Here is a 24,011-nt window from a genome sequence, read left to right on the forward strand (position 1 = left end):
GGGGACCTTCCTGATACGGGTCGTCGCGGGCCGTTCCTCGTGGGGAAGGCCCCACGATGCTGGACCTCAAACTACTGGCCGTGGTCCCAGGATCGCCGTTCCGACACGCACGCAGGTCGAACCGGCGGCGATCGCGGATTCCAGGTCGCCGGACATCCCGGCGGAGAACTCGCGGGCCCCCGGGTGGTCGCGTCGCAACTCCTCCGCCACCCGGGAGGCCTCGGCGAAGTGCGCGGCGGGCGGTCCGCTCAACGGCGGCACCACCATGAGCCCGGCCAGCCGGAGGTGGTCCAGCCCCGCGACGTGATCGGCGAGCGCGGGGAGGTCGTCGCGGGCCACCCCGCCACGTGAGGTGTCCCCGTCGAGGCTCAGCTGGAGCAGCACCGGCAGCACCCCGGGGTGGTCGCCGTCCGCCGCGGCCCGGCCCCTGCCCTTGTCGAGGCCGCTTGCGACCTTGACCGAGTCGACCGAGTGCACGCGGTCCGCCCACCCGGCCACCGCGGCGGCCTTGTTGGACTGGATGTGGCCGATCATGTTCCACCGCACGGCCCGCGCCAGGTCCGGTTCGGTCGCCGACAGGTCGGCCACCTTCGCGGCCGCCTCCTGCACCCGGTTCTCCCCCAGGTCGCGCACCCCCAGGCGGGCGAGTCGTGCGACGTCGCCGACCGGGTGGAACTTGGTGACGACGACGAGGTCGACGCCGTCCTGACGGCCCGCCGCCGCCAGCGCCGCGTCCAGTCGCTCCCTGGTCTCGGCGAGCCTGGCGGCCAGTTCCTCGGTCCGGGAATCAGACACGGCTGCCGGACACCGGACTGGCGTTTCGCTGCATGTCCGTAACCTAGCGGAGGATCGCGGCCGGCCGCCAGCCGGTCACACCTGCCGCCAGATCACGCTGGCCTGGCGTCCCGTGCGGCCCTGCCTCCGGTAGGAGAAGAGGGACTCGTCGGCGATGGTGCACCGCGGGTCGCTGTCCACGCGGTCGACGCCGAGCCCGGCGAGCTGGCGCGTCAGGCCCGCGCGCAGGTCCACCCCGGACGTCCCCGCGACGGTCCGGGCGAGACTGCCCGGCAGCGCCTTCTCCACCTCGTGCGCGAGCTCGTCGGGCAACTCGTAGTGCTGACCCGCCGCCGCCGGTCCCAGCAGGACGCTGATCCGCTCGGGCTGCGCGCCCAACGAGGTCATGGCCCCGATCAGCGCGGGGACGATACCTCCGACCGCCCCCGCGCGGCCCGCGTGCACCGCGCCGATCACACCGGCCTGCTCATCCGCGGCCAGGACGGGCACGCAATCGGCGCTCAGCACGGCCAGCGCCAACCCTGGCCGGTCGGTCACCAGTCCGTCGGTGGCCGGTACGGCTCCGCCCGTGGGGCGGGTGACCCGGGCGATCCGGGTGCCGTGGACCTGGTCCATCCACACGACGTCCGAGGCCTGCAGTCCCAGTATCCGCGCGAGGCGGGCCCGGTTGGCCGATACCGCGGACGGGGCGTCGCCTACGTGGTCACCGAGATTGAACGAGTCGAAATCCCCCGTGGACACGCCACCGCGCCGGGAGGTGACGACCCGGCGGACCCGGCCCGGGGCGTGGGGCGCCATCCGGTCAGTGCCGCATGAAGGGGGGGACGTCGATGTCGTCGTCCTCGTCCCTGCGGCGCGACCCCTGGGAACCCGCACCGGACTGGCCCGGCTCGCGGCGCTCCTCGCGACGGCCCCCGTCGAGAGGGGTCGACCCGAGCCCGGGGGCGCCGCCGGTCTCGCCGGACGCCCCGGGGACCTCCTCGTCGTCGAGATGGTGGCGGCCCCGCCGTGCCCCGCCCGAGCCGGAGGTCTGACGGGAGCCGCCCTCGAACCCCGCGGCGATGACGGTCACCCGCACCTCGTCGCCGAGGGAGTCGTCGACGACGGTGCCGAAGATGATGTTCGCGTCCGGGTGCGCCTCCTCCTGCACGAGGGTCGCGGCCTCGTTGATCTCGAACAGGCCGAGGTCGCTGCCGCCTGCGATCGACATGAGTACGCCCTTGGCGCCCTCCATCGTCGTCTCCAGCAGCGGCGAATTGATGGCGGCCTCCGCGGCCTTGTACGCCCGGCCCTCCCCCCTCGAGGAGCCGATCCCCATCAGCGCGCTGCCCGCCCCGGACATGACGCCCTTGACGTCGGCGAAGTCGACGTTGATCACGCCGGGGGTGGTGATGAGGTCGGTGATCCCCTGGACGCCGTTGAGGAGCACCTCGTCGGCGGTCTTGAACGCCTCCATCATCGACACGCCGGCGTCCCCGAGCTGGAGCAGGCGGTCGTTCGGGATCACGATCAGGGTGTCGCAGGCCTCGCGCAGTCCCTCGATCCCCGCTTCCGCCTGTCCCCCGCGGCGCTTGCCCTCGAAGGAGAACGGGCGGGTGACGACGCCGACGGTGAGCGCGCCGAGCTTGCGCGCGATGGCCGCGACGACCGGCGCCCCGCCCGTGCCGGTGCCGCCGCCCTCACCGGCCGTGACGAAGACCATGTCGGCGCCCTTGAGGACCTCCTCGATCTCGTCCTTGTGGTCCTCCGCGGCCTTGCGTCCGACCTCCGGGTCCGCGCCGGCACCGAGGCCCCGGGTCAGTTCGCGACCCACATCGAGCTTGACGTCGGCATCGGACATGAGCAGCGCCTGAGCATCGGTGTTCACCGCGATGAACTCGACGCCCTTAAGGCCCTCGTCGATCATCCTGTTCACGGCGTTGACACCGCCGCCCCCGATTCCGACGACCTTGATGACTGCGAGGTAGTTGTGCGGTGAGCTCATCGAGGCCCGGCCTTCCTTTGGGGTGTCGTGCTCGGTTGCATGCTGTCTCGACGAAAGACTCTCGCCCAACTCTCACCCTCTACTTGAGGGTTAAAGTTGCTGGTCAGAGGCGGTTTCCGCCGTCGGGTCACACGGTAGGGGCACCGGACCCGCCCGTCCACGAGGCTCGCGGGCGTGTCGGTCTACCGCGACGCCGGCAGCGCCGGATTGGAGACGTTCCAGATCTCGCCGGGCTGCTCGAGGACCATCTGCAACGCGACCGCCTTCTCGTGGTCGCGGCCGGCGGCCCCCCACTCGACGATCCGACCGTCGACGAGGGTCAGGACGATCGACGCCGGCGTCTCCACGTCCACCGAGGCGATCTCCTGCCCCGCGGTCCCCCGGACCTCGGAGAAAACGACGGACAGGTCACGGACGATCCCCGGCAGGTCGGAGCGGGCCTCCTGCCCCACGGTGAGTTCCGGGGTGCCGGGGGGCGGATCGCCCTGTCCGAAATCGATCCCCTGCCCGTCGACCAGATGCCTCGCGCCGTCGACCTCGACCACCACCAGGGCCGTCCGTTCGATGAGCGAGATCCGCAGGGTCGACGGGTAGTCGCGGGTGACGGTGACCTGGTCGACCCTCGGTATCCCCGCGACACGCCGCGCCACCGCGTGGGTGTCCACCTGCAGCAACGGGGTACCGGGGGCCACCGCCGCCCGCTCGGTCACCGCCTCCACCGGGATCGTGCTGGTCCCGGTCACCTGGACCTGCCGGACGGAGAACACCGGCAGGAAGTACATCGCGATGTACCCGACCAGCAGGACGACCAGGGCCACACCGAGCCCGATGTAGATACGGTTGGTGCGCCGTCGCCGCCTGCGCAGGGTGGCCCGGACCGCGGGGTCCGAGTGGCGCACCCGCTCGTCGGAGCGGCGGACGGCGGCCGCGGCGAGCCGTCGGTCGGGATCGTCCGACGTCGTCGGATCCGCCGCGTCCTCGCGTGGCTCGTCGGTCACCGCGGTGTCCCCCTCACGAGGCGGCCCTCGTCATGACCCCGTCCCGCTCCCCGTGGGTCCGCCCACGATCCTCGGGCCGAGCGTCGTGATGTCCCCGGCCCCGAGGGTGAACACCACGTCGTCGGGCCGGACGATGTCGAAGACCGTGGCCAGGGCCGAGTCGAGGTCGGGCACGTGGTGGGCCGGGGAGCTGACGTGGCGGGCGACGAGTTCACCGTCGACCCCGGGCTCGGGCTGCTCGCGCGCGCCGTACACGTCGAGCACCACCACCTCTTCGGCGAGGGACAGGGCCCGCCCGAACTCCTCGGCGAAGATGCGGGTCCGGGAGTACAGGTGGGGCTGGAACACGGCGATCAGGCGGCCGCCGTCCGCGGAGACGATCTCCCGCCCCGCGCTCAACACCGCCCTGACCTCGGTCGGATGGTGCGCGTAGTCGTCGAAGACCCGCACCCGACCACCCGGGACGGTGGCGGTGCCCTTGGGCTCGAACCGCCGCCCCACGCCCCGGAAGCCGGACAGGCCGGACAGGAAGTCCTCGACGTCGATCCCGGCGACCCCCGCGACCTCCCGGGCTGCGAGTAGGGCCGCGAGGGCGTTGAGCGCCATGTGGCGACCCGGGGTACCCACGTGGAGGTCCCCGCGCGGGCGACCGTCGAGCGTGAGAACGGCCCGGGTCCCGCCGGAATCGACGTCGATCCCGGCGAGTTCCCCCGCGACCGGCAGGTCGGTCTCCGCGCCGCCCGCGGTGCGGTACCCCACCACCCGGACACCCGCGGACGCCGCACGGCGGGCGCGCTCGACCGCTCCCTCGTCGTCCAGGCACACCACCAGGGCGCCGGTGTCCGGGATACGGGCGAGGAACGTGTCGAAGACCTCGAAGTACGCCTCCGCCGTGCCGAAGTGATCGAGGTGGTCGGGCTCCGCGTTGGTGAGGATAACCACGTCCGGCTCGTAGTGCACGAGCGAGCCGTCGGACTCGTCGGCCTCGGCCACGAACACCGGATCCGCGCCGCCGTGCGCGTTGGTGCCGAACTGCAGGACCGTGCCCCCCACCGCGAAGGACGGGTCCGCGCCGGCGGCGAGCATCCCGGCGATCAGCATCGACGTCGTGGAGGTCTTGCCGTGCGTGCCGCACACCATGATCGAGCGACCCGCCCGCGCGAGGTGGCCCAGGACCTGGGACCGGGTCACCACGGGGATCCCCGCCGCCCGGGCCGCGACCAGCTCGGGGTTGTCCGCGGGGATCGCGGCCTTGGAGACCACGACGATCTGCGGCGGGGAGTCGAGCGCGTCCACCGCCGCCGCGTCGTGGCCGACCCGGACCACGGCGCCGAGGGACTCGAGGGAACGGAGGTCCACCGAGTCCCGGGCGTCACTGCCCGAGACCGCCACCCCGTGGTCGAGCAGGATGCGGGCGACGGCGGACATCCCCGCGCCGCCGATGCCGATCATGTGGACACGACCCAGGGTGTCGGGAACGGACCCCGTCGTGATGTCGTCCCCGGTGGAGCGGGCCTCCGGTGTGGTGCTCTCGGTCAACGCCGTGCCTTTCCGGCGGCGTCGATCGCGATCCGCGCCACGACCTCCGCCGCATCTCGTGAGCCGCCACTGACGGCGGCCGCGGACATGGTGTCCAGCCGGTCGCGGTCCAGTGCGAGTGGCAGGACCGTGGACCGGAGGTGGTCCGGTGTGAGCGCCGCGTCCTCGACGAGCAGCGCCGCCCCGCCCGCCACCAGGTCCCGGGCGTTGAGCGCCTGCTCCCCGTTGCCGTGCGGGAGCGGGACGAACACGGCGGGCAGCCCCACCGCGGACACCTCGGCCACCGTGATCGCCCCGGACCGGCACAGGATCAGATCGGCCGCCGCGTACGCCAGGTCCATCCGGTCCAGATAGGGCACGGTCACGTAGGCGGGTCCGTCCCCCGTCACGGCCGGCGCGTCACCGAGGTTCTTGGGCCCCACGGCGTGCAGCACGCCGACGCCGGCGTCGGAGAACTCCTGCGCCACCACGGCCATCGCCGAGTTCAGGGATCGGGCTCCCTGGGATCCACCCACCACCAGCACGGTCGGCGCGTCGGGGTCCAGCCCGAAGGTCGCCCGCGCCTCGGCCCGCAACGCTTCCCGGTCGAGGCCGGCCACCGCCCGCCTCACCGGATTGCCCACCACCCGGGCGTCCAGTCCGGATCCACTGACCGCGGCCAGCGTGGCCACCGCGAACCGTGCGCCGAGCTTGTTGGCGATCCCGGCGCGGGCGTTGGCCTCGTGGACCACGATCGGGACCCGGCCCCTGGTGAGGGCGGCCGCCAGGTACACGGGGACACACGCGTACCCGCCGAACCCCACCACGACGTCGGCCTCCGTCCGGCGCAGTACGGCGCGCGCGCCGCGCACCGCGCGCGCCAACCGTGTCGGCAGGCGGAACAGGTCCCCCCCGACCTTCCGGGGCAGGGGAACGGGGTCGACCAACTCGAGGGGGACACCGCGGCGCGGGACCAACTCGGTCTCGAGACCCTTCGGGGTGCCGACGGCGGTGACACGGGCGTTCGGATCCAGCTCGGCCACGGCCTCACCGACGGCCAGGGCGGGTTCGATGTGGCCCGCGGTACCGCCTCCCACGACCAGGACTGACAGAGCGTCGGTGCGCGGCGCGCTCATCGCTCCCGTCCCCGGTGGATGGGACTGGGTCCACCACCGCCCGGCGACTGGCGGGATCCGGGGTCGGCCGCGGGTCGCCGCGGCAGGCGCCGGTCGTCCTCCCGGGCTCGGACGGGCTTGGCGTTGCGCCCGGTCATGGCGGTGGCCCCACGGCGTCGGTCCCGGGCGGCGTCGGCCGGGATCGGCATCGACTCGTACCGCGGACCGGCGGGCGTCCCGCGCGCCGGCCGCGGTGCCGGTGCGGGCTGGGCGGCCCTGCGTCGGGGCGCCGGTTGGCGGGTGACGGGCTCGCCGTAGCGCCGGGCGCCGGCGCTCGAGCGGCCGGGGGCGTCCGAGGCGGGAACCGGGCGCTCAGGGGTGTAGGGGCGCGGATCCGGGAGGGTGAACCACCGACGCCGGCGCCGCTCGGGGGAGCTGAGGATCGCGGAGATGGCCTCGGGCTCGTGCCGGGCGCAGTTGGCGAGGAGTCCAAGCGACACCAGGGTGACGACCGCCGAGGTGCCACCGTTGGAGATCAGAGGTAGCTGGAGGCCGGTGACCGGCAGCAGGCCCACCACGTACCCGATGTTGATGAACGCCTGCAGGACGATCGTCGTGGTGATGGTGCCGGCGAGCAGTCGCCGGAACGGGTCGGCCGAGCGCAGCGCGATGCGCATACCCGCCCATCCCAACGCCAGGTACAGCGAGACGACGACCGCGGCCCCGAACCAGCCGAGTTCCTCTCCGATGATCGCGAAGATGAAGTCGTTGGTCGCCTCGGGGAGGTAGAACCACTTGGCACTGGACTGTCCGAGGCCGACCCCGAACAGGCCGCCCTCGGCAAGCGAGAGCATCCCCTGATACGACTGGTACGCCGACCCCTGCGGGTTGGAGAAGTCCCCGACGAAGGTGTTGGCGAACGTCCTGACCCGTTCGAACCGGTAGGCGAACGTCACCGCGAGCACGCCGAACACGACGGTGCCGAAGGCGATCACCCACACGAAGTGCCGGGTCGGATACCCGGCGAACCACAGCACGCACAGGAAGGCGAGGGTCACCGCCGTGGCCATCCCGAGGTCGGGGGCGACGACGACGAGGGCGGCGACCACCCCGTAGCCCACGATGGCCGGGAAGAGCAGATCGAGCCAGTACCCGGTGCGTATCCGCTTGGCCACCACCGACGAGGCCCAGACGATGAACGTGAACTTGGCGATCTCCGCGGGCTGGATCGCGAAGAACCCGAGGTCGATCCATCCGCGGGAGCCGTTGATCTCCATGCCGACGCCCGGGATCAGGACGGCGATGAGCAGCCCGATGGACACCAGCAGCATCGGCAGCGCGGCTGCTCGGAGAAGCTCGAACCGCATACGCAGGGCGACCACGAACCCCACCCAGCCGATCGTCACGAAGACCGCCTGGCGGAGGAAGATGTCGAAGGGTGTGCCGCCACCGGAGAACGCGAGGACGTTGGAGCTCGAGAGCACCATCCCCAGGCCGATCACCGTGAGCAGGGCGGTGACCACCATGACCACGTGGAAGGAGGTCAGCGGCGCACGGTTGATCGCCGCCAGCGGCGCGGCGATACGACCCAACAGGTCGGGCCGCGCCTCGGCGACCTGATCGTCGTCGCCGTGGACCCTGTCGGCCCCGTCGGCCCTGTCGGACCTGGCGGATCTATCGGCGCCGCCCCGGCGAGCGGATTCGTGAACTGCCATGCCCTACCTCCCGGCGACCCGGCCCACGGCGAGCGCGAAACTGCGCCCGCGGTGGCCGTAGTCGGTGAACATGTCCATCGACGCGGCGGCGGGGGCGAGCAGCACGGTGTCGCCTCCGGTGGCCATCCGTGCGGCCTCGGCGACCGCCCGGTCCATCGTCTGCTGCGGCTCGTCGGGAGCCGCCGCACCGTCATCGTCTCCCGAGGCCAGCTCCACGACGGGCACCCCCGGCGCGTGTCGGGACAATGCCTCTGCGATCCGCGCCCGGTCGCGGCCGATCAGGACCACTCCGCGCAGGACGTCCGCCACCTCCGCGACCAGGGGGTCGACATCGGCGCCCTTGAGCAGTCCGCCTGCGAGCCACACCATCGTCCCGCCCGCGAGCAGCGACGTGCGGGCCGCATGCGGGTTGGTCGCCTTGGAGTCGTCCACGTAGCGGACCCCGTCCACCGTGTCGACCAGCTCTGCGCGGTGCGCGGCCACCGTGAACCCCCGGAGACCGGCGGCGACGTGCTCGGCCTCCGCCCCCACCGACATCGCCACAGCCGCGGCGGCGAGAGCGTCGAGTACGCCCGCGGGCCCCGGCGGTCGGACGTCCTCCGCCGGCAGCAGTGGCACCCCGTCGTCGTCGCCCGGGTTATCACCGATCCGCGCGGTGAGGACACCCTCGACCACCCCCAACTCCCCGTCACGGGGTGCGTCGAGGCGCACCCCGATCCGCGTGGCCGCGGGCGCCTCCGCCAGTAACCGGGAGGCGATCGGATCGTCGTTCCCGGCCACCGCCACCCGCCCGGTGAGGACCCGCGCCTTGGCGGCCGCGTATGCCTCCATCGACCCGTGCCAGTCCAGGTGGTCCTCCGCGACGTTGAGAACGACCCCGACGTCGGGGCGACAACTCGGCGCCCAGTGGAGCTGGAAACTCGACAGTTCGGCCGCGAGCACCTCGACCCTCGGCTCGGCCAGCAGGACCTCCGTCACGGGCAGGCCGATGTTGCCGCACGCCCGCACGGCAAAGCCCGCCTCCCGGCAGATCGACTCGAGCATCGAGGTGGTGGTGGTCTTACCGTTGGTACCCGTCACCGCCAGCCATGTCCGCGGCGGCCCGAACATCCCGGCCGCATCGGCCCGCCAGGCCAGTTCCACGTCCCCCCACAGCTCGAGGCCGGCCTCCGTGGCGGACCGCAGCAGCGGGGAGTCGGGCCGCCACCCCGGGCTCGTCACCACCAGGTCGATCCGGCCGGGGCCGGTGTCGAGAAGCATCTCGGCCGCACGATCGAGGTCGACGCCGGTACAGCCCACCCCCTCCGGGAGCGAGGCCTGGAGCAGCTCGACGGCATCCGGTCGTGAGTCCGCCACCACGGGCTCGGCGCCGAGCGCGTGGAGTATCCGGACCGCCCCCGGGCCGGACACCCCGGCGCCGAGGACCAGGACGCGGGCTCCGGCGAGGTCGCTGATGCCGAGACCCTGCCCGGAGCCACCGATCCCTGCCGTGCGGAATGCTCTCGTCTCGTGCCCTATCGTCTCGCGCCTTGTCACGTCCGTCATCCCGATGTGCTCGCGAGCCAGTCACCGTAGAAGAGCGCGATCGCCAGACCGCAGGAGATGGCCACGAGGAGCCAGAACCTGATGGTGACGGTCGTCTCGGCCCACCCGCCGTTCTCGAAGTGGTGGTGGATGGGTGTCATGCGGAACGGACGACGGCCGGTGGTGCGGAACGCCACGACCTGGATGAGGACCGAGACGAACTCGATCACGAAGACCGCGCCGACGACGACCATGAGCAACTCGGTGCGCGAGACCACCGAGACGCCTGCGACGATGCCACCCAGGAACATCGACCCCGTGTCGCCCATGAAGATTTTGGCCGGGGCGGCGTTCCACCACAGGAAGCCCAGACACGCCCCGAGCGAGGCCGAACACACCACCGCGATGTCGAGTGGGTCACGCACCTGGTAACACCCGGACAGATCCACCCCCTCCGCGGTGGAGAAGCACGAGTAACGGAACTGCCAGAAGCTGAACACCACGTAGGTGCCCATGACCATGGCCATCGACCCGGCGGCCAGCCCGTCCAGACCGTCGGTGAAGTTGACCGCGTTGGACCAGCCGTAGACCAGGACCACGATGAAGATCAGGAAGACGACCACCGGGAAGGTCACGGCGACGAAGTCGCGCATGTAGCTCAACGAGCGGCTGGCGGGGGTCAACCCGTCGTCGTTCCGGAAACCCAGGACCAGGATGCCGAACGCGAGAGCCGCGAGCACCTGGCCGACGGTCTTGGACAGGATGCCCAGACCCTTGTTGTGCCGCTTGAACACCTTGAGGCCGTCGTCGATCATCCCGACCACCGCCAACGCGGTCGCCAGCCCGAGGATGAGCAGACCGGAGGCGGTGAATCCCCCGCCGCCGACCGTCACCTGTCCTACCAGTCCGGCCACGATGTAGCCGAGCCACACCGCGGCGAGGATCGCGATGCCGCCCATGTTGGGGGTGCCGCGCTTGCTCATGTGGGACTGCGGGCCCTCCAGGCGGATCTCCTGCCCGAAGCCGTGGCGACGGAAGTAGATGATGAGCACCGGGGTGAGGAAGATGCTCACGACGAAGGCGACGATGCCAGCGACCATGATCTGGGTCATTCGGACGTCTCCTCACCACGCGTCGCGAGCAGATGCTCCGCGACGCTCCACAAACCCACAGCCGCCGAGGCCTTGACCAGCACGATGTCCCCCGGCCGCACCTTCTCGTCCACGACGGCGCACGCCTCCTCTGCGGTCCCGACGTGCTCCGCCTCCGACCCCCACGACCCCTCCTGCACCGCACCCTGGAACAGCGCGCGCTGGGGGCGACCCCGGCCGACCACCACCAGTTGGGACACGTCGAGGCGCACGAGGAACCGACCGATGAGGTCGTGCTCCGTCACCGAGTCCTCGCCCAGTTCGGCCATCTCGCCCAGGATCGCCCAGGTCCGGCGGTGTCCCCCGCCCGACCGCGCCATCACGGCGAGTGACTTGAGCGCTGCCCGCACCGAATCGGGGTTCGCGTTGTAGGAGTCGTTAATCACGGTGACGCCGTCGGCGGTCACCCGCACGTCCATCCGCCGCGCGGACGCGGCCCGGGCGGTACCGAGGGCGCCGGCGATCGTCGAGACGTCCATCCCGCAGGCCAGGCCCACCGCGGCGGCCGAGAGGGCGTTGCCCACCTGGTGCTCCCCGTGGACCCGGAGGGCCACATCGGCCTCGCCGTCCGGGGTCACCAGCCGGAAGGAGGCCCGCACCTCGTCGTCCACCCGCACGCCCTCGGCGCGGAGGTCAGCGGACCGGCCGGACCCCACCGTCACGACCTCAGCGGAGGTCCGTCCGGCCATGCCCAGGACCCGGTCGTCGTCGGCGTTGAGCACCGCGACGCCGCCATGTGCCGCGTCAGGCAACGCCTCGACCAGCTCGCCCTTGGTGGCGGCGATGACGTCGCGCGAGCCGAACTCACCGAGGTGCGCGGTCCCCACGTTGAGCACCACCCCGATCCTCGGGGGCGCGATCTCCGCGAGCTCCCGGATGTTGCCCGGCGCGCGCGCACTCAGCTCGAGCACCAGGAAGTCGGTGGACTCATCGGCGCGGAGGGCGGTCCAGGGATGGCCGATCTCGTTGTTGAACGACCCGGGCGGCGCGACGACCGTCCCGGCGGCGGAGAGGACCGCGCCGATGAGGTCCTTGGTGCTGGTCTTGCCCGAGGATCCGGTGATCCCGACCACGACGAGCCCGTGGTCGGCGACCAGCCTGTCGACGCTGGCCCGTGCCAGGGCTCCGAGCGCCGCGAGCACCGCCGCGCCGGACCCGTCGGAGTCCGCGGCCAGGGCCATGGCGTTGGTGGCGCGCCGGTCGACGGGGGGCACCACGATCTGGGCGCCCGCCGCCCCGGGGGCGTCGGTGACCTCGCGCGCGACCAGAGCGGCCGCCGCCCCGGCCTGCAGGGCGCGGCCGACGAACTCGTGGCCGTCGACCCGCTCGCCGGGCAGGGCGAGGAACAACCCGCCGGGCTCGATACGGCGGGAGTCGAACTCCACGGAACCGGTGACCGCGGTCGAGGGGTCGCCGCCGACCAACCGACCGCCGACGATCCCGGCGATCTCGCCGAGGGTGAGGTCGATCATGAGGTGGTGTCCTCCGTCCGCACCGATGGGTCGGTGTATTCCATGCGTCTGATGAGTTCCTCGGCCGCGCGGGTCCGGTCGTCGAAGGGGAAGACCACTCCGTCAATTTCCTGTCCGGTCTCGTGGCCCTTGCCGGCGATCACCACCGCGTCGCCGGAGCGCGCCCAGTCGATCGCCGCGGCGATCGCGGCACCCCGGTCCGCTATCTCCTCGATGCCGGTCCCCTCGCCGGCCGCGGCCTCGGCACCCGCACGCACCGCCGCGCGGATCGCGGCGGGGTCCTCGCTGCGCGGGTTGTCGTCGGTCACCACCACGAGGTCCGCGACCTCCGCGGCCGCCGCGCCCATCAGCGGTCGCTTGCCCGGATCCCTGTCCCCGCCCGCACCCAGGACCACGGCGACCCGTCCCCGGGTCTGCGCACGCACGGACCTCAGGACCGCGGCGACCGCGGCCGGTTTGTGGGCGTAGTCCACGAGGACGCGGAAACCCTGCCCGCGGACGACCGGCTCGAGGCGCCCCGGCACCCGCACGCTGCTCAGTCCGGCGGCCGCGGCCCGCACGTCGAGCCCGAGGGCGTCGACGATCGCGAGTGCGACGAGTGCATTGGTCACGTTGAACCGGCCGAGGAGCGGTAGATCGACCTCCACGGTCACCCCGTGCGGCCCCCACGCGGCGAACGCCTGCCGATCGTCGTCGGTGGTCAACGCCTCGCCCGCCGTCCAGTCGGCGGACCCGCGGGGATCGGCCGAGACGGTCACCGCGTCCGGGCGGGACGCCAGCAGTCGTCTCCCCCAGTCGTCGTCGACCACGATCACTGCCCGCTCGGCGGGCCGCACCGCGGAACCCGCGTCGGCGTCGGGGTCGAACAACCGGGCCTTGGCCCGGAAGTAGTCCTCCATGCTCGGGTGGAAGTCGAGATGATCCTGGGAGAGATTGAGGAAGGCACCCACGGCGAACCGCGTCCCGTCCACCCGACCGAGCCGCAACGCGTGGCTGGAGACCTCGGCGGCGACGGCGCGGGCACCCCCGGCTCGCATCTCACCCAGCAGGGCCTGGAACTCGGGCGCTTCAGGCGTCGTGAGACTGCTCGGCAGGTGCCGTCCGTCCACCCTGCTGCCCGTGGTGCCGATGAGCCCCGCCACGAGGCCACAGCCCGCGAGCGCCGCCTCCACGAGGTGGGTCGTCGTGGTCTTGCCGGACGTCCCGGTGATCCCCACGACGTCCAGGTCAGCGGAGGGGTCCCCGACGATGGCCGCCGCCACCTCGCCCAGGACGGACCGGGGTCGCGGGTGCACCAACACCGGGACACGGTCGGCCACGGGACCCATCAACTCCAGGCCCTCGGTGTCGGTGAGTACGGCCGACGCGCCCGCCTCGACCGCCGTCGCGCAGAAGGAGGCACCGTGGATCCTCGACCCGGGCAACGCCGCGAAGAGCGTGCCGGGTCCCGCGTCCTGGGCCCGGATGGTGGCGCCGGTCAGCTCCGCGTCGGCTGCCGCCCTGTCACCGAGGAGGCTCGCCTGCACCGCGTCCGCCAGCTGTGCTGCTGTCGTCATCGCCTGTCCTCGACCCGCCTCTCGTTGTCCGTGACCCCTCGTGAACCCGCTACACGCTACCTTGCCGGTCGCGCGTCACTGCGCCTGCAGGATCAGGTCCGGCGCGGGGGCGGACGGAGGGATGTTGTCCCGGTTGACCAGCCACGAGGCGATGTCGTGGAAGAGTGGTGCGGCGGATGCGCCGAGGGTGCCGCGCTGGGGTGCGTCGAGCATGATCGAGATCACGTACCTCGGATCGTCGGCGGGCAGGATGCCCGAGAAGGTGATCCAGTACTGCGAGTTGGAGTAGCAGGCACACGAGGGGTCGATCTGCTGGGCGGTGCCGGTCTTGCCGCTGATCTGGTACCCCGCCACCGCGGCCTGGGGGCCGGTTCCCGCCTGCGCCCCCGGGCCGGACTGGACGACCGAGCGGAACATGTCACGCACCGTGCGAGCGGTCTGCTCGCTGACCACCCGCTCGCCCTCCGGTCGATCGGCCTCGTGGACCTCACCGTCCGGGTCCACTCGCTCGGCGACGATCCGTGGCGGCACCCGGACCCCGTCGTTGGCGATGGCCTGGTAGATGCCAGCCATCTGCAGGGTCGTCATGGACAACCCCTGCCCGATGGGCAGGTTGGCGAACGTCCCGCCCTGCCAGTTCTGCAGGTCGGGGACCAGACCGTCGGACTCGCCGGCGAGTTCGATGCCCGACCGCTGACCCAGCCCGAACTTCCGCAGGTACTCCGAATACGATTCCTTGCCGACGCGCTGCGCCAGCATGAGGGTCCCGACGTTCGAGGACTTCCCGAAGATTCCCGTGGTCGTGTAGGGCGTGGGCCCGTGCTGCCACGCATCGGAGACGGTCACCCCCTCCATACTGATGCTCCCGTCCACGGAATGGACCTCATCCGGGTCGGTGAGTCCGGCCTCGATCGCCGCCGCGGCGGTGATGATCTTCTGCACCGAGCCGGGCTCGAAGGGCGAGGTGATCGCCGGGTTGCCGAGGTCCGCCCCGCGCTCGAGTTCGGCGCCGATGCCCACCGCGGGGTTGAAGGTGTTGTCATTGGCCATCGCGCGGACCTCTCCGGTCCGGGAGTCCAGCACGACCGCCGAGGCACTCTGCGCGCCCGAGGAGTCCTTGGCGGACTGCACGGCCTTCTGGACGTGCCACTGCAGGTCGGCGTCGAGGGTCAGACGGATCGTGTCGCCGTCGCGCGGGGCCGAGACGTTCCGCAGCGTCCCCGGGATCACCGTGTCGTCCTGGGCGCGGTCGAAGGTCTGGCGACCGTCCTCGCCGTCGAGTTCGTCGTTGAAAGACGCCTCTATGCCCTGCAGACCGATGAGCTTCCCGTCGTCGCTCTTCGATGTGGCTCCCACCACGTTGGCCGCGAGGGCTCCGCCGGGGTACTCGCGGATGTCCACACGTTCCGCACCGATCATCGGGAACTTCCTGGTGATGGCGTTGGCCTGGGTCACGTCCACGTTGCGGACGAGGTAGGTGAAACCACCCTCGGAGGTGAGTTTGGCCTCGATCTCCTGCCGGTCGACCTTGTCCCCGAGCACGGACTCGAACTCGTCGGCGATCTGGTCGACCAGCTCGTCCCACGTGGGGTTGGTGCGGTTCAGTTCCCTGCGCGCTTCGGCGTTGCGTTGCTCGACCAGCGGCTGGATGGACAGATCCCGGGCCTCGCGGGTGAACGCGATCGGGTCGCCGTGGACGTCGACGATCGCGCCGCGGGTGGCGGGGAGCACCTGGTGGACCTGTCGTTGGCTCTCCGCGCGTGCCGCGAGTTCGGTGCCGCCGATCGTCTGGACCCACAGCAGCTTGACCAGCGCTATCACCATGATGACGGCGAAGGCTGAGCGCATCCACGTGAACCGCCGGTCCGTCGAATCGGCGGTGAGGACCCTGCCAGACCGGGTGGGCGGCCGACCGTCGCCCGGGCGGCCGCCGCGAGGTGCCCCCGAAGGGACCCGCGGGCCCTGTCCCGGGGTGCGTCGATCGGTCATCGAGGGGCCTTTCGCAGGTCGTGTCGTCAGTAGAGCGGGCCGGGGACCGGCGCGAGTGTCGCGACATCGCCAGCCGGGGCCGGCACGGGGGCCGGGGGGTCGGGGGCCACAGCGGGAGCCGGGGCGGCGGGTTCCTCCATCGGGGCCGGCGGTGCGACCGGGACCGGGCGACCCGCGAGCGGTGGATACGGGACGGGGGCGACCCCGCGAGGAGTCCTGTCCTGCGGCGCCTGCGCGGGCGGTGCGTCGAATCCGCCCCGCTCGGGCGACGTCGACGGTTCGGACGCTACCGGAGCCGGCTGCAGCGGCCTGACCGGCGCGCCGAGCTTCGCCTCAGGCTCGCCGACCACCTCGATCGCACCGTCCGAACCCCTGGTGAGGATGGGGGCACTGGCGACCCCGACCATTCCGAGCTTCTCGGCGCGCTGCGCCAGGACCTCCGCCGACCGGGCGCGCTCGTTGGACGCCCGGAGCGTCTCCATGCGCTCGACGAGCTCCACGTTGGCGTCGCGCGCGTTCTTGAGGTCGTAGGTGTCCTGCGTCGTCTGCGCCGACAACAGCAGGGTCCCGCCGACGCCCGTGCCGATGAGGAGGAGCATGACCACCACGAAGGGGATTCGACCCGCCAACTCGGCAGGACTCAGTCGCTCGGCGGGGACGACCACCGTCCTGCGCCCCCGCACCGAACGGGTGACCGGCTTGCGGCGTAGCCCCACCGCCCCGACGCCCGGGGTCCGCCCGGGCCGCTCGGTGGTGGGGGCGGACCGGGTATCGGAGCCGTCGGCGGGATCCGCCGTGTCGATGGTGCTCGTCATGGGGTTCTCCCGTCGATACGCCGGACGCATCGCACCCGGACCGAGGCCGAGCGCGGGTTGTGGTCGATCTCGGACTGTGACGCCTTCTCCGCCCCGCGGGTCACGGACTCGAACTCGGGGCCGTGCCCCGGCAGTTCCACCGGCAGCCCGGCCGGGGTGCGCGAGGCCGTCCGAAGGGTGAGCTCCCGCTTGACGATCTTGTCCTCGAGCGAGTGGTACGCCATGAACAGCGCCCGACCGTCACGCCTCAGGAGGTCGAGGTACCCGGGTACCGCGTTCTCCACCGCCTCGAGCTCGGCGTTGACCTCGATACGCAAGGCCTGGAAGACGCGCTTGCCGGGATGCCCGCCGGTGCGGCGTGCGCCCTGCGGAATGGTGTCGTAGAGGAGTTCGACGAGCTGGGCGCTGGACGAGATGGGATCGGTCTCCCGGCGGCGCACGATGGCGGAGGCGATCTGTCGCGCGAACCGCTCCTCGCCGTAGACCCGGAAGATCCTCGCGAGATCGTCGCGCGGGTAGTCCGCCAGGATGTCGGCGGCGGTCGGACCCGTCGTGGGGTCCATCCGCATGTCCAGCGGCGAGTCGACCGAGTACGCGAATCCACGCTCGGCCACGTCGAGCTGCATGGATGAGACCCCGAAGTCGAGCAGTACCCCGTCGATCGCCGGGCCGGCATCGTCCCTCGACTCCGCGGGAAGACTGTCCACGATCAGGTCCAGATCATCGAACCGGGCGTGCACGGGAGTGAACCGGTCCCGGAAGGCGGTGAGCCTCCGGGTGGCGATCTCGAGGGCCTCCGGGTCGCGGTCGACCCCGACGATCCGCAGGTCGTCGAAGGCGGCGAGGAGGTGCGAAGTGTGTCCGCCCAGGCCCAACGTGCCGTCCACGATCACCGGCCTGCGGCCCGCGGTGGCGGCGGCGTCGATCACGGGCCGAAAGAGCTCGATGGTGCGGTCCAGGAAGACGGGGACGTGGCCGAACCGGGCCGCGGCGCGGTCGGAGCCGGGCTCTTCCGCCATGTCGCCTCCCTCCCGTCCGGATGTCATCGGTGCTCCGGTTGTGGTGGAGCCCCCTGGTCCCCGTCCGGTACCCACCTGGCGTTGGGGAAGTACGCCAGGGTGGTGCCAGGCAGGGGCCGGGGGGCTCCGTCCGTCGTGCTGTCGTGCTGTCGTGCTGTCGTGCTCTCGTGCTGTCGAGATGCGGTCTCGACCGTCCGGTCTCGGTCCCGGCGATCAGAATTCGATCCCCAGGGATGTGCCCTCCATTTCGGAGAACACAGGGAGGTTCTCCGCGCTGTAGCGATCCCAGGCGTCTGCATCCCAGACCTCGAGGCGTTCCCCCAGGCCGTTGACCACGCAGTCCTTGTCGAGGCCCGCGTAGTTTCGCTGACTCACCGGGATGGAGACCCGCCCCTGTGAATCGAGTTGTTGAACCTCCGCGCCGCTCACCAGGAGACGGAAGAACGCCATGTGCCTCTCGCTGAGGTTGGCGGTCGGCCGCACCTTTCTGACCAGCGCGTCGAACTCGCGCTCCGGGAAGACCGAGAGTGTGTTGGTGAACCACCCACACACCACCACCCCGTCCGACAGGCCTGGCCTGAACCTGGCCGGGATCGTCAGCCGTCCCTTGTCGTCGAGCTTGGGACGGTGTGTCCCGTACCCGACGAAGGCTCGTTCGCGCTCGGAGTCGTTGAGGTCGGTGTCGGTCACCCGCCACCTCCTGGGATCAGGCCCCTTCGAGCTCCTCGCGTCCCCCACTGTACCCCACAATGCCCCACAAACAAGGCCTGCGCCCCACTTCTCCCCACTCTGTCTTGTCTTTGCAGTTCAGAACGTCCGGTCGCGGGACAACTCCGCTACCGGGACCGAAAGTGGCGCGCCCGCGCGGACGCGTTCCCGGCGGTCAACTGTGATTGGTGTGACTGGAGCACGCCTATGGGATAGAACAGCGGATCCCGGTGGGGCAAAGTGGAGAACGGGGGGCGAGCGGTGGGGACTGACGCCGCCGAACTCGACGCCGAACTCTCGGGCGACCCTGAGCTGGGCCACGCCGGGACTCGTACGGAGCCACGGGAACGGGCCGACGCCGCAGAAACGGATCGGCGCCAACGGAGTGTGTCGACGCCAGTGGGGCAGCGGCGCGGGCCGGCGCTCAGACGTGGGCCAGCGCTCGGACCCGGGCCGGCACCTCGGACCCCGCTACCTCACACGCGGGCCGGTACCCCACAAATAGGAGCGAGGGGCGAGCGCAGATGCGCTCGCCCCTCGCCGGAGCTCGTCAGTCGTCGTGGTTACTGCTCGAACCGACGGCGGAAGCGGTCCTCCATACGCGAGGAATAACTCTGCCCGTCCGCCCCCTTAAAGGACGACTTCCCCGCGCCCGGCACCCGGGTTCCGCCGGAGGCGCCGGTCGACGACGACCCCGTGGAGGGCGCCGACCGAAGAGCCATCACACCCGCCGCGAACATCACGAGGAAACCCACGAGACTGAGGACGGGAAAACCGCCGGGCTTGAAGTCGAGTGCCAGCCCGCCCACGAGGAGTGCGACCCCCACGATTCCGAGGGCCACCACCACACCGGCGGGTCGCCGACCACCGGTCCCACCGGTCTTTCGAACGGACGACGCGAACTTGGGGTCGTCGGCGTAGAGCGCATTCTCGATCTCGTCGAGCATGCGCTGCTCGTGCTCGGACAGGGGCACTGCGACCTCCTCAGAACGCTCGTGGTTACGAGCTCGGCCGGCTCGGCCGTGTGACGGGAACAGTCTACGGGGATCGGCCGGTCGAGGGTTCCCCCCATCATACGAGCGCAACGCGGTGGTGACCACCGCGATTCCGCGTGACGACGGGAAGCCTGCCCCGCGCGTCGTCCACGGCGTCACGCCGCCGGCCCCAGAACCCCCAGCCGCTCGTCCACGAGGTCCAGGAATCGGCCGACCGCCCAGAGGAAATCGTCCGCCATACGGTGTGTGACGTCGCGGGGCAGGCCGTCCTCCACAGCGGCGGCGAGGGCCGAGTAACCGCCGAACGCGGAGGCCCATTCCGCCAGTTCGGGCACTTCCACGGCGAGCCTGTGCCACACATCGGAGGGCCCCCGTCGACGCGGCCCCGGGGACACGAGCGCCGCCGCCGCCGACCTCGCCGCGCGGTACGACTCGAGAAAGCGGTCGGCGGGTGACGCCGCGGCCACCGCACGGCCCCGGTGGATCTCTGCGCGCTCCGCTCGACCGAGGAACCCGACGGCACCCCCGGTCGGCGTACGAACCGACGTTCTCGAACCCATCTGTCCTGCACCTCCCCTTCTGCGGCTCACGGTATCGGCGGGGTACGACACAATCCCGGTCGCGAACGCGCGCACGTGATGAGATGGGGTGGATGGACACCGTGATCACCAGCGTCGACGCCGGCGAGTTCCGAGACCGACTGCCCGAGGCGCTCGGTGTGTACGTCGACGCCATGGGCTACCCGCCCCAGGTGATCCGGTCCCGCGCCCCCGCGTGGATGGAGCACAGTCACCGCGACGGATGGTCCGGGGTCGCGGCCTTCGAGTCGCCGCGTCGGCGGTTTCTCGGTCACGCCCGTGGGCCGCTGGTGGCCATCTGTTACGGCTACCGGGGCGCCCCCGGCCAGTGGTGGTACGAGCAGGTCGCCCGGGGCCTGGGTGATCAGGGCCGACAGCTACCGACGGATTACGTCGAACTGACGGAACTCCACGTGTCCCCCCGATATCAGGGGCGCGGGATAGGAACGGAGTTGCTCCGACGCTTCCTGGCGGACCGTACGGAGCGATCCGTGCTGCTCTCGACCCCCGAGGTCCCCGAGGAGGCCAACGGGGCATGGCGGCTGTACCGCTCGCTGGGCTTCTCGGATGAACTCAGGGCCTACAGGTTCGAAGGCGACGCCCGGCCCTTCGCCGTACTGTCGCGTTCGCTCCCCCTCACCCGACACGGAGGCTCGCGTGAACAACCGTCATGACGTCGTGGTGATCGGTTCCGGCCACAACGGACTCATCTGTGCCGCGTATCTCGCGCGGTCCGGCCTCGACGTGCACGTGGTGGAGAAGGACACCGTCCTGGGCGGTGCCACCTCCACCGTCGAGCGCTATCCCGGCCACCGCACGGATCGTGGATCGTCAGCCCACCTGATGATCCGACACACCGGTATCCCGGAAGAGTTGGACCTCGCCGCTCACGGCCTCAGGTATGTGGACTGTGACCCGTGGGGATTCGCCCCCGCCCCGCCGGGCAGCGACGACCCCCCGATCGTCTTCCATCGCGACCTCGACGCGACCTGCGCGAGTATCGCCGCCGCCTGCGGCGAGACCGATGCGCACGCGTACCGCGGATTCGTCCGCCGGTGGGGGGTCCTGGCCGGACGGATGATGAAGGGGTTCGGCGTCCGTCCCACGGCGTCGCGACTGGGAGCGGCGTTCCTCGGTCGGGACGATCTCCGGGATCCCTTCGGCGCGGTCCAGACCTTTCTGGCCTCCGGCGACGCCCTGCTCGACCAGACTTTCACGTCCGAGCGGCTCAAGGCCGCCCTGTCCTGGTTCGGCGCACAGTCTGGACCACCGATGTCCCATGCCGGCACCGCGCCGATGATCGGCTTCGCGGCGCTCATGCACCAGACCCCTCCCGGCCGTGCGATCGGTGGGTCGGGCGCCCTCGCCGACGCACTCGTGTCCGCCGTCCGGGCCGCCGGTGGATCGGTCACCGCGGGTGCGGGAGCGACGGCGATCCGCCGCGCGGGGTCCGGGTGGCGGGTGGAGACCGCGGGGGGCGGGTCGCTGCACTGTTCGGCCGTCGTCGCGGCCTGTCATGTCCACACCACGCTCGACCTCCTCTCCCACGAACTCCCCGCGGCAGGACTCGACGCCTGGCGCCGGCGGATCCGACCGGGGTTCGGGCTGGGGATGGTCGTCCGGCTGGGCACGACGGATCTGCCGCGTTACCCGGGAGTGTCCACGACGACCAGTGCGCACGGTCTGCAACTGCTCGTGACGGACCGTCGCCGACTCGACCACAGGTACGGGGTCGCCGCGGCCGGACGGCTCGACGCGGATCCCGCCGTCCTCGCGATGAGCTTCAGCTCTCTCGACCCCTCGCTCGCGCCGGCGGGCCGGCACGAGCTCACACTGTGGTCGCAATGGCATCCACGGCACCTCGCGGACGGGCGCTCCTGGTCCGAGGCGGGTCCCGGGGAGGCGGACCGGATCATCGCGGCCGCGGAGCGCTTCGCGCCCGGGCTCACCGACTCCATCGTCCACCGCCACGTCCAGACGCCGCAGGACCTGGAGACCGAGCTCGGCCTGATCGGGGGCAACGTGATGCACGTGGAGATGTCCCTCGACCAGATGCTCCCGATGCGACCCCACCCGGACCTGGCCGGTCACACCGTCCCCGGCGCCGACGGCGTGTTCCTCGCGGGCGCCTCCACCCATCCCGGCGGCGGCGTCATCGGCACGAGCGGGAGGACGGTGGCACGTCTCGTCGGCCGCCGGCTCGGCACGTCGACGCGGCGTCGGCATCGCACGCGGGCACAATGACGAGCGTGATCGAACCGAGCGGCACCGCGAACAACCCCGTGACGGCCCCGCACTCCCCCGCGGGCCGCCGGCTCGTGGGCGTCACCGCCCTGATGACGATGCTGTTCGTCCTCACCGGGTGTCTCCAGCTGAACGCGCAGATGAGTGTGCGGAAGGACGACACCGTCTCGGGTCGCATCCTGGTGGCCGGCGACCAGCCGGCGCAGACGGCGGCGCTGGAACGGCTGTCGACTCCGTCCGGCCTGGAGCAGAAGGTGCGGATCACCGCCTACTCAGCGGACGGTTTCACCGGCAGGGAGATCTACTTCACCCAGTTGACGTTCGCGGAGGTCGACGCGCTGTCACTGGCCATCGAGGTCGAGGGCGCCCGGCCCTACACCCTGGGGTTCCGGCGGAGCGGCGACACGGTCTCGTTCACCGGCTCGGTCGACCTCTCGGGGATCCCCGCGGACCGCGCGGAGTCCGCGACCACGCGGGTGGACCTCACCTTCCCCAACCGCATCGGCGAGACGAACGGCACGCTTGGTGGGGGCAACTCCGTGAGCTGGACGCCGGCGCCGGGCTCCATCACGCGGATGCAGGCGTCCTCGTCCTACCCGGACCCCGCCACCCGCGGGTTCGCGGTGTGGATGATCGTCGGGATCGGCGCGGCCCTGCTGGTGTCGATCGGGACCATCCTCGCCGCGCGGACCTCCCGCGCCCGCTCGGACCGCCTCGTACGCTGACCAGCACAGTCTCCCGCGACGGCACCGGCTCCCGCGACGGCGCCAGCTCCCGAAGCCGCCCGGAGCGGGCGGTCTCAGGCCCCGCTCGCCACCACGTCCGGCGACGGGACCATCGACAGGTTGGCCAGCACCTCGTGGGTGGCGCGGGAGAAGTTCAGGGTGTTGAAGTGCAGGCACGGCACGCCCTCGGCGATCAGGCGCTCGCAGAGTTCGGTGGCGAACTCGATCCCCACCTCACGCACCGCGGCACGATCCTCGTCGGGTCCGTCCCCCGCGGCGGTACGCAGCCTGCCGGACAGTCCGTCCGGCAGCGCGCACCCGGACAGCTCCACCATGCGGCGGACCTGACGGAGGCTCGTCACGGGCATGAGCCCGGGGATGACCGGCTTGACGGCCTGTTCCGGGTCCGCGGACTCCAGTCGATCCCGTAAGCGCAGGTAGTGCTCGACATCCCAGAACATCTGGGTGATCGAGTACTCCGCGCCGGCGCGGAGCTTGTTGAGCAGGATCTCGGTGTCGTGATCGAGGTCGCGCGCCCGGTAGTGCCCCTCGGGGAAGGATGCGACGCCCACGTGGAGGTCACCGACCTCGTGGATCAGTCGGACGAGCTCCTCCGCGTAGTGCAGACCCTCGGGATGCGGCGTCCAGTCACCGAGCGGGTCACCGGGGGGATCGCCCCGGAGCGCGAGGATGTTGCTGACCCCCACGTCGACGTACATCTGGATCATCTCGCGTAGTTCGGCGACCGAATGGCCCACGGCCGTCAGGTGCGCGATGGGCACCAGGTCGGTCTCCCGGACCACCCTCTCCACCACCTTGACCGTCCGGTCGCGGGTGGAGCCGCCCGCACCGTAGGTGACGGACACGAACGCCGCCCCCAGTTCGGAGAACACCGAGGCAGCGCGCCACAGACGGGCCTCCGCGGCCTCGTCCCGGGGTGGGTAGAACTCGACGGAGAACGGCACCCTGGGGGTGCGCGACGAGGCGATGCGGTCCACGATGCTCGGGTGTCGGTCGCCGCCCGCCGGTACGAGGTGGGGTAGCTGGGTCACCGGACCAGGGTAGCCCGACACGCGCCGGTGCCGACCCTCGCCCGGCGACTAGGATCAC

General features: G+C 71.5%; 21 protein-coding genes. 3 read left to right on the forward strand and 18 right to left on the reverse strand.

What is annotated here, in order from left to right; genetic code table 11:
• Window positions 1-66: 66 nt before the first annotated feature.
• From H483_RS0118985 to H483_RS22645, 17 genes are all read right to left on the reverse strand, one after another.
• Window positions 67-795, reverse strand: coding sequence for a YggS family pyridoxal phosphate-dependent enzyme (locus H483_RS0118985; RefSeq protein WP_017835523.1), 729 nt, complete (start codon window positions 793-795; stop codon window positions 67-69).
• Between the two features lie 75 nt (window positions 796-870).
• Window positions 871-1,593, reverse strand: coding sequence for a peptidoglycan editing factor PgeF (gene pgeF / locus H483_RS22575; RefSeq protein ID WP_017835524.1), 723 nt, complete (start codon window positions 1,591-1,593; stop codon window positions 871-873).
• Window positions 1,594-1,597: 4 nt separating this feature from the next.
• Complete coding sequence (gene ftsZ / locus H483_RS22580; protein WP_017835525.1) at window positions 1,598-2,779, reverse strand: cell division protein FtsZ; 1,182 nt, start codon at window positions 2,777-2,779, stop codon at window positions 1,598-1,600.
• Between the two features lie 182 nt (window positions 2,780-2,961).
• Window positions 2,962-3,777, reverse strand: coding sequence for a cell division protein FtsQ/DivIB (locus H483_RS22585; RefSeq protein ID WP_017835526.1), 816 nt, complete (start codon window positions 3,775-3,777; stop codon window positions 2,962-2,964).
• A gap of 30 nt (window positions 3,778-3,807) precedes the next feature.
• Window positions 3,808-5,271: a UDP-N-acetylmuramate--L-alanine ligase gene (gene murC / locus H483_RS22590; RefSeq protein WP_031264467.1), complete on the reverse strand. Its 1,464-nt coding sequence runs from the start codon at window positions 5,269-5,271 to the stop codon at window positions 3,808-3,810.
• Between the two features lie 41 nt (window positions 5,272-5,312).
• A complete protein-coding gene (murG, locus tag H483_RS22595) occupies window positions 5,313-6,431 on the reverse strand; it encodes an undecaprenyldiphospho-muramoylpentapeptide beta-N-acetylglucosaminyltransferase (RefSeq protein WP_017835528.1) in 1,119 nt (372 codons plus the stop codon).
• On the reverse strand, window positions 6,428-8,125 hold the full coding sequence (gene ftsW / locus H483_RS22600) for a putative lipid II flippase FtsW (RefSeq protein ID WP_017835529.1): 1,698 nt from the start codon (window positions 8,123-8,125) through the stop codon (window positions 6,428-6,430). The genes murG and ftsW overlap by 4 nt, the downstream gene beginning before the upstream one ends.
• Window positions 8,126-8,128: 3 nt before the next feature.
• Complete coding sequence (murD, locus tag H483_RS22605) at window positions 8,129-9,670, reverse strand: UDP-N-acetylmuramoyl-L-alanine--D-glutamate ligase (protein WP_017835530.1); 1,542 nt, start codon at window positions 9,668-9,670, stop codon at window positions 8,129-8,131.
• Window positions 9,667-10,761 (reverse strand): phospho-N-acetylmuramoyl-pentapeptide-transferase, encoded by a 1,095-nt coding sequence (mraY, locus tag H483_RS22610; RefSeq protein WP_017835531.1) that lies wholly within the window; start codon window positions 10,759-10,761, stop codon window positions 9,667-9,669. The genes murD and mraY overlap by 4 nt, the downstream gene beginning before the upstream one ends.
• On the reverse strand, window positions 10,758-12,272 hold the full coding sequence (murF, locus tag H483_RS22615; protein ID WP_017835532.1) for a UDP-N-acetylmuramoyl-tripeptide--D-alanyl-D-alanine ligase: 1,515 nt from the start codon (window positions 12,270-12,272) through the stop codon (window positions 10,758-10,760). Before murF ends, mraY begins: the two co-directional genes overlap by 4 nt.
• Complete coding sequence (locus H483_RS22620) at window positions 12,269-13,828, reverse strand: UDP-N-acetylmuramoyl-L-alanyl-D-glutamate--2,6-diaminopimelate ligase (RefSeq protein ID WP_017835533.1); 1,560 nt, start codon at window positions 13,826-13,828, stop codon at window positions 12,269-12,271. The genes murF and H483_RS22620 overlap by 4 nt, the downstream gene beginning before the upstream one ends.
• A 75-nt stretch (window positions 13,829-13,903) precedes the next feature.
• A complete protein-coding gene (locus H483_RS22625; RefSeq protein ID WP_081615072.1) occupies window positions 13,904-15,817 on the reverse strand; it encodes a penicillin-binding protein 2 in 1,914 nt (637 codons plus the stop codon).
• 26 nt (window positions 15,818-15,843) lie between these two features.
• A complete protein-coding gene (locus H483_RS38085; RefSeq protein WP_052308363.1) occupies window positions 15,844-16,632 on the reverse strand; it encodes a hypothetical protein in 789 nt (262 codons plus the stop codon).
• Window positions 16,629-17,651: a 16S rRNA (cytosine(1402)-N(4))-methyltransferase RsmH gene (gene rsmH / locus H483_RS22630; RefSeq protein ID WP_017835535.1), complete on the reverse strand. Its 1,023-nt coding sequence runs from the start codon at window positions 17,649-17,651 to the stop codon at window positions 16,629-16,631. The genes H483_RS38085 and rsmH overlap by 4 nt, the downstream gene beginning before the upstream one ends.
• Window positions 17,652-17,864: 213 nt before the next feature.
• On the reverse strand, window positions 17,865-18,341 hold the full coding sequence (locus H483_RS22635) for a division/cell wall cluster transcriptional repressor MraZ (protein ID WP_017835536.1): 477 nt from the start codon (window positions 18,339-18,341) through the stop codon (window positions 17,865-17,867).
• Between the two features lie 581 nt (window positions 18,342-18,922).
• A complete protein-coding gene (locus H483_RS22640) occupies window positions 18,923-19,333 on the reverse strand; it encodes a DUF3040 domain-containing protein (RefSeq protein WP_017835537.1) in 411 nt (136 codons plus the stop codon).
• A gap of 176 nt (window positions 19,334-19,509) precedes the next feature.
• The gene (locus H483_RS22645) at window positions 19,510-19,914 is read right to left on the reverse strand and encodes an SAV_6107 family HEPN domain-containing protein (protein ID WP_017835538.1); all 405 of its coding nucleotides are present in this window, start codon (window positions 19,912-19,914) and stop codon (window positions 19,510-19,512) included.
• 92 nt (window positions 19,915-20,006) lie between these two features.
• On the opposite strand from H483_RS22645, the gene H483_RS22650 reads away from it, so the two are divergent.
• From H483_RS22650 to H483_RS22660, 3 genes are read left to right on the forward strand one after another with little or no spacing between them, the layout of a single operon-like run.
• On the forward strand, window positions 20,007-20,606 hold the full coding sequence (locus H483_RS22650) for an N-acetyltransferase (RefSeq protein ID WP_031264470.1): 600 nt from the start codon (window positions 20,007-20,009) through the stop codon (window positions 20,604-20,606).
• Window positions 20,590-22,176: an NAD(P)/FAD-dependent oxidoreductase gene (locus H483_RS22655; RefSeq protein WP_017835540.1), complete on the forward strand. Its 1,587-nt coding sequence runs from the start codon at window positions 20,590-20,592 to the stop codon at window positions 22,174-22,176. Before H483_RS22650 ends, H483_RS22655 begins: the two co-directional genes overlap by 17 nt.
• Window positions 22,173-22,901 carry a hypothetical protein gene (locus H483_RS22660; RefSeq protein ID WP_017835541.1) on the forward strand — a complete coding sequence of 243 codons (729 nt, stop codon included), beginning with the start codon at window positions 22,173-22,175 and terminating at the stop codon, window positions 22,899-22,901. The genes H483_RS22655 and H483_RS22660 overlap by 4 nt, the downstream gene beginning before the upstream one ends.
• A gap of 74 nt (window positions 22,902-22,975) precedes the next feature.
• Here H483_RS22660 and metF read toward each other — a convergent pair whose 3' ends face one another.
• Window positions 22,976-23,953, reverse strand: coding sequence for a methylenetetrahydrofolate reductase [NAD(P)H] (gene metF / locus H483_RS22665; RefSeq protein WP_081615081.1), 978 nt, complete (start codon window positions 23,951-23,953; stop codon window positions 22,976-22,978).
• Window positions 23,954-24,011: the final 58 nt, after the last annotated feature.

It is taken from the genome of Dietzia sp. UCD-THP, from assembly GCF_000349585.1.
Taxonomy (GTDB): Bacteria; Actinomycetota; Actinomycetes; order Mycobacteriales; family Mycobacteriaceae; genus Dietzia; species Dietzia natronolimnaea_A.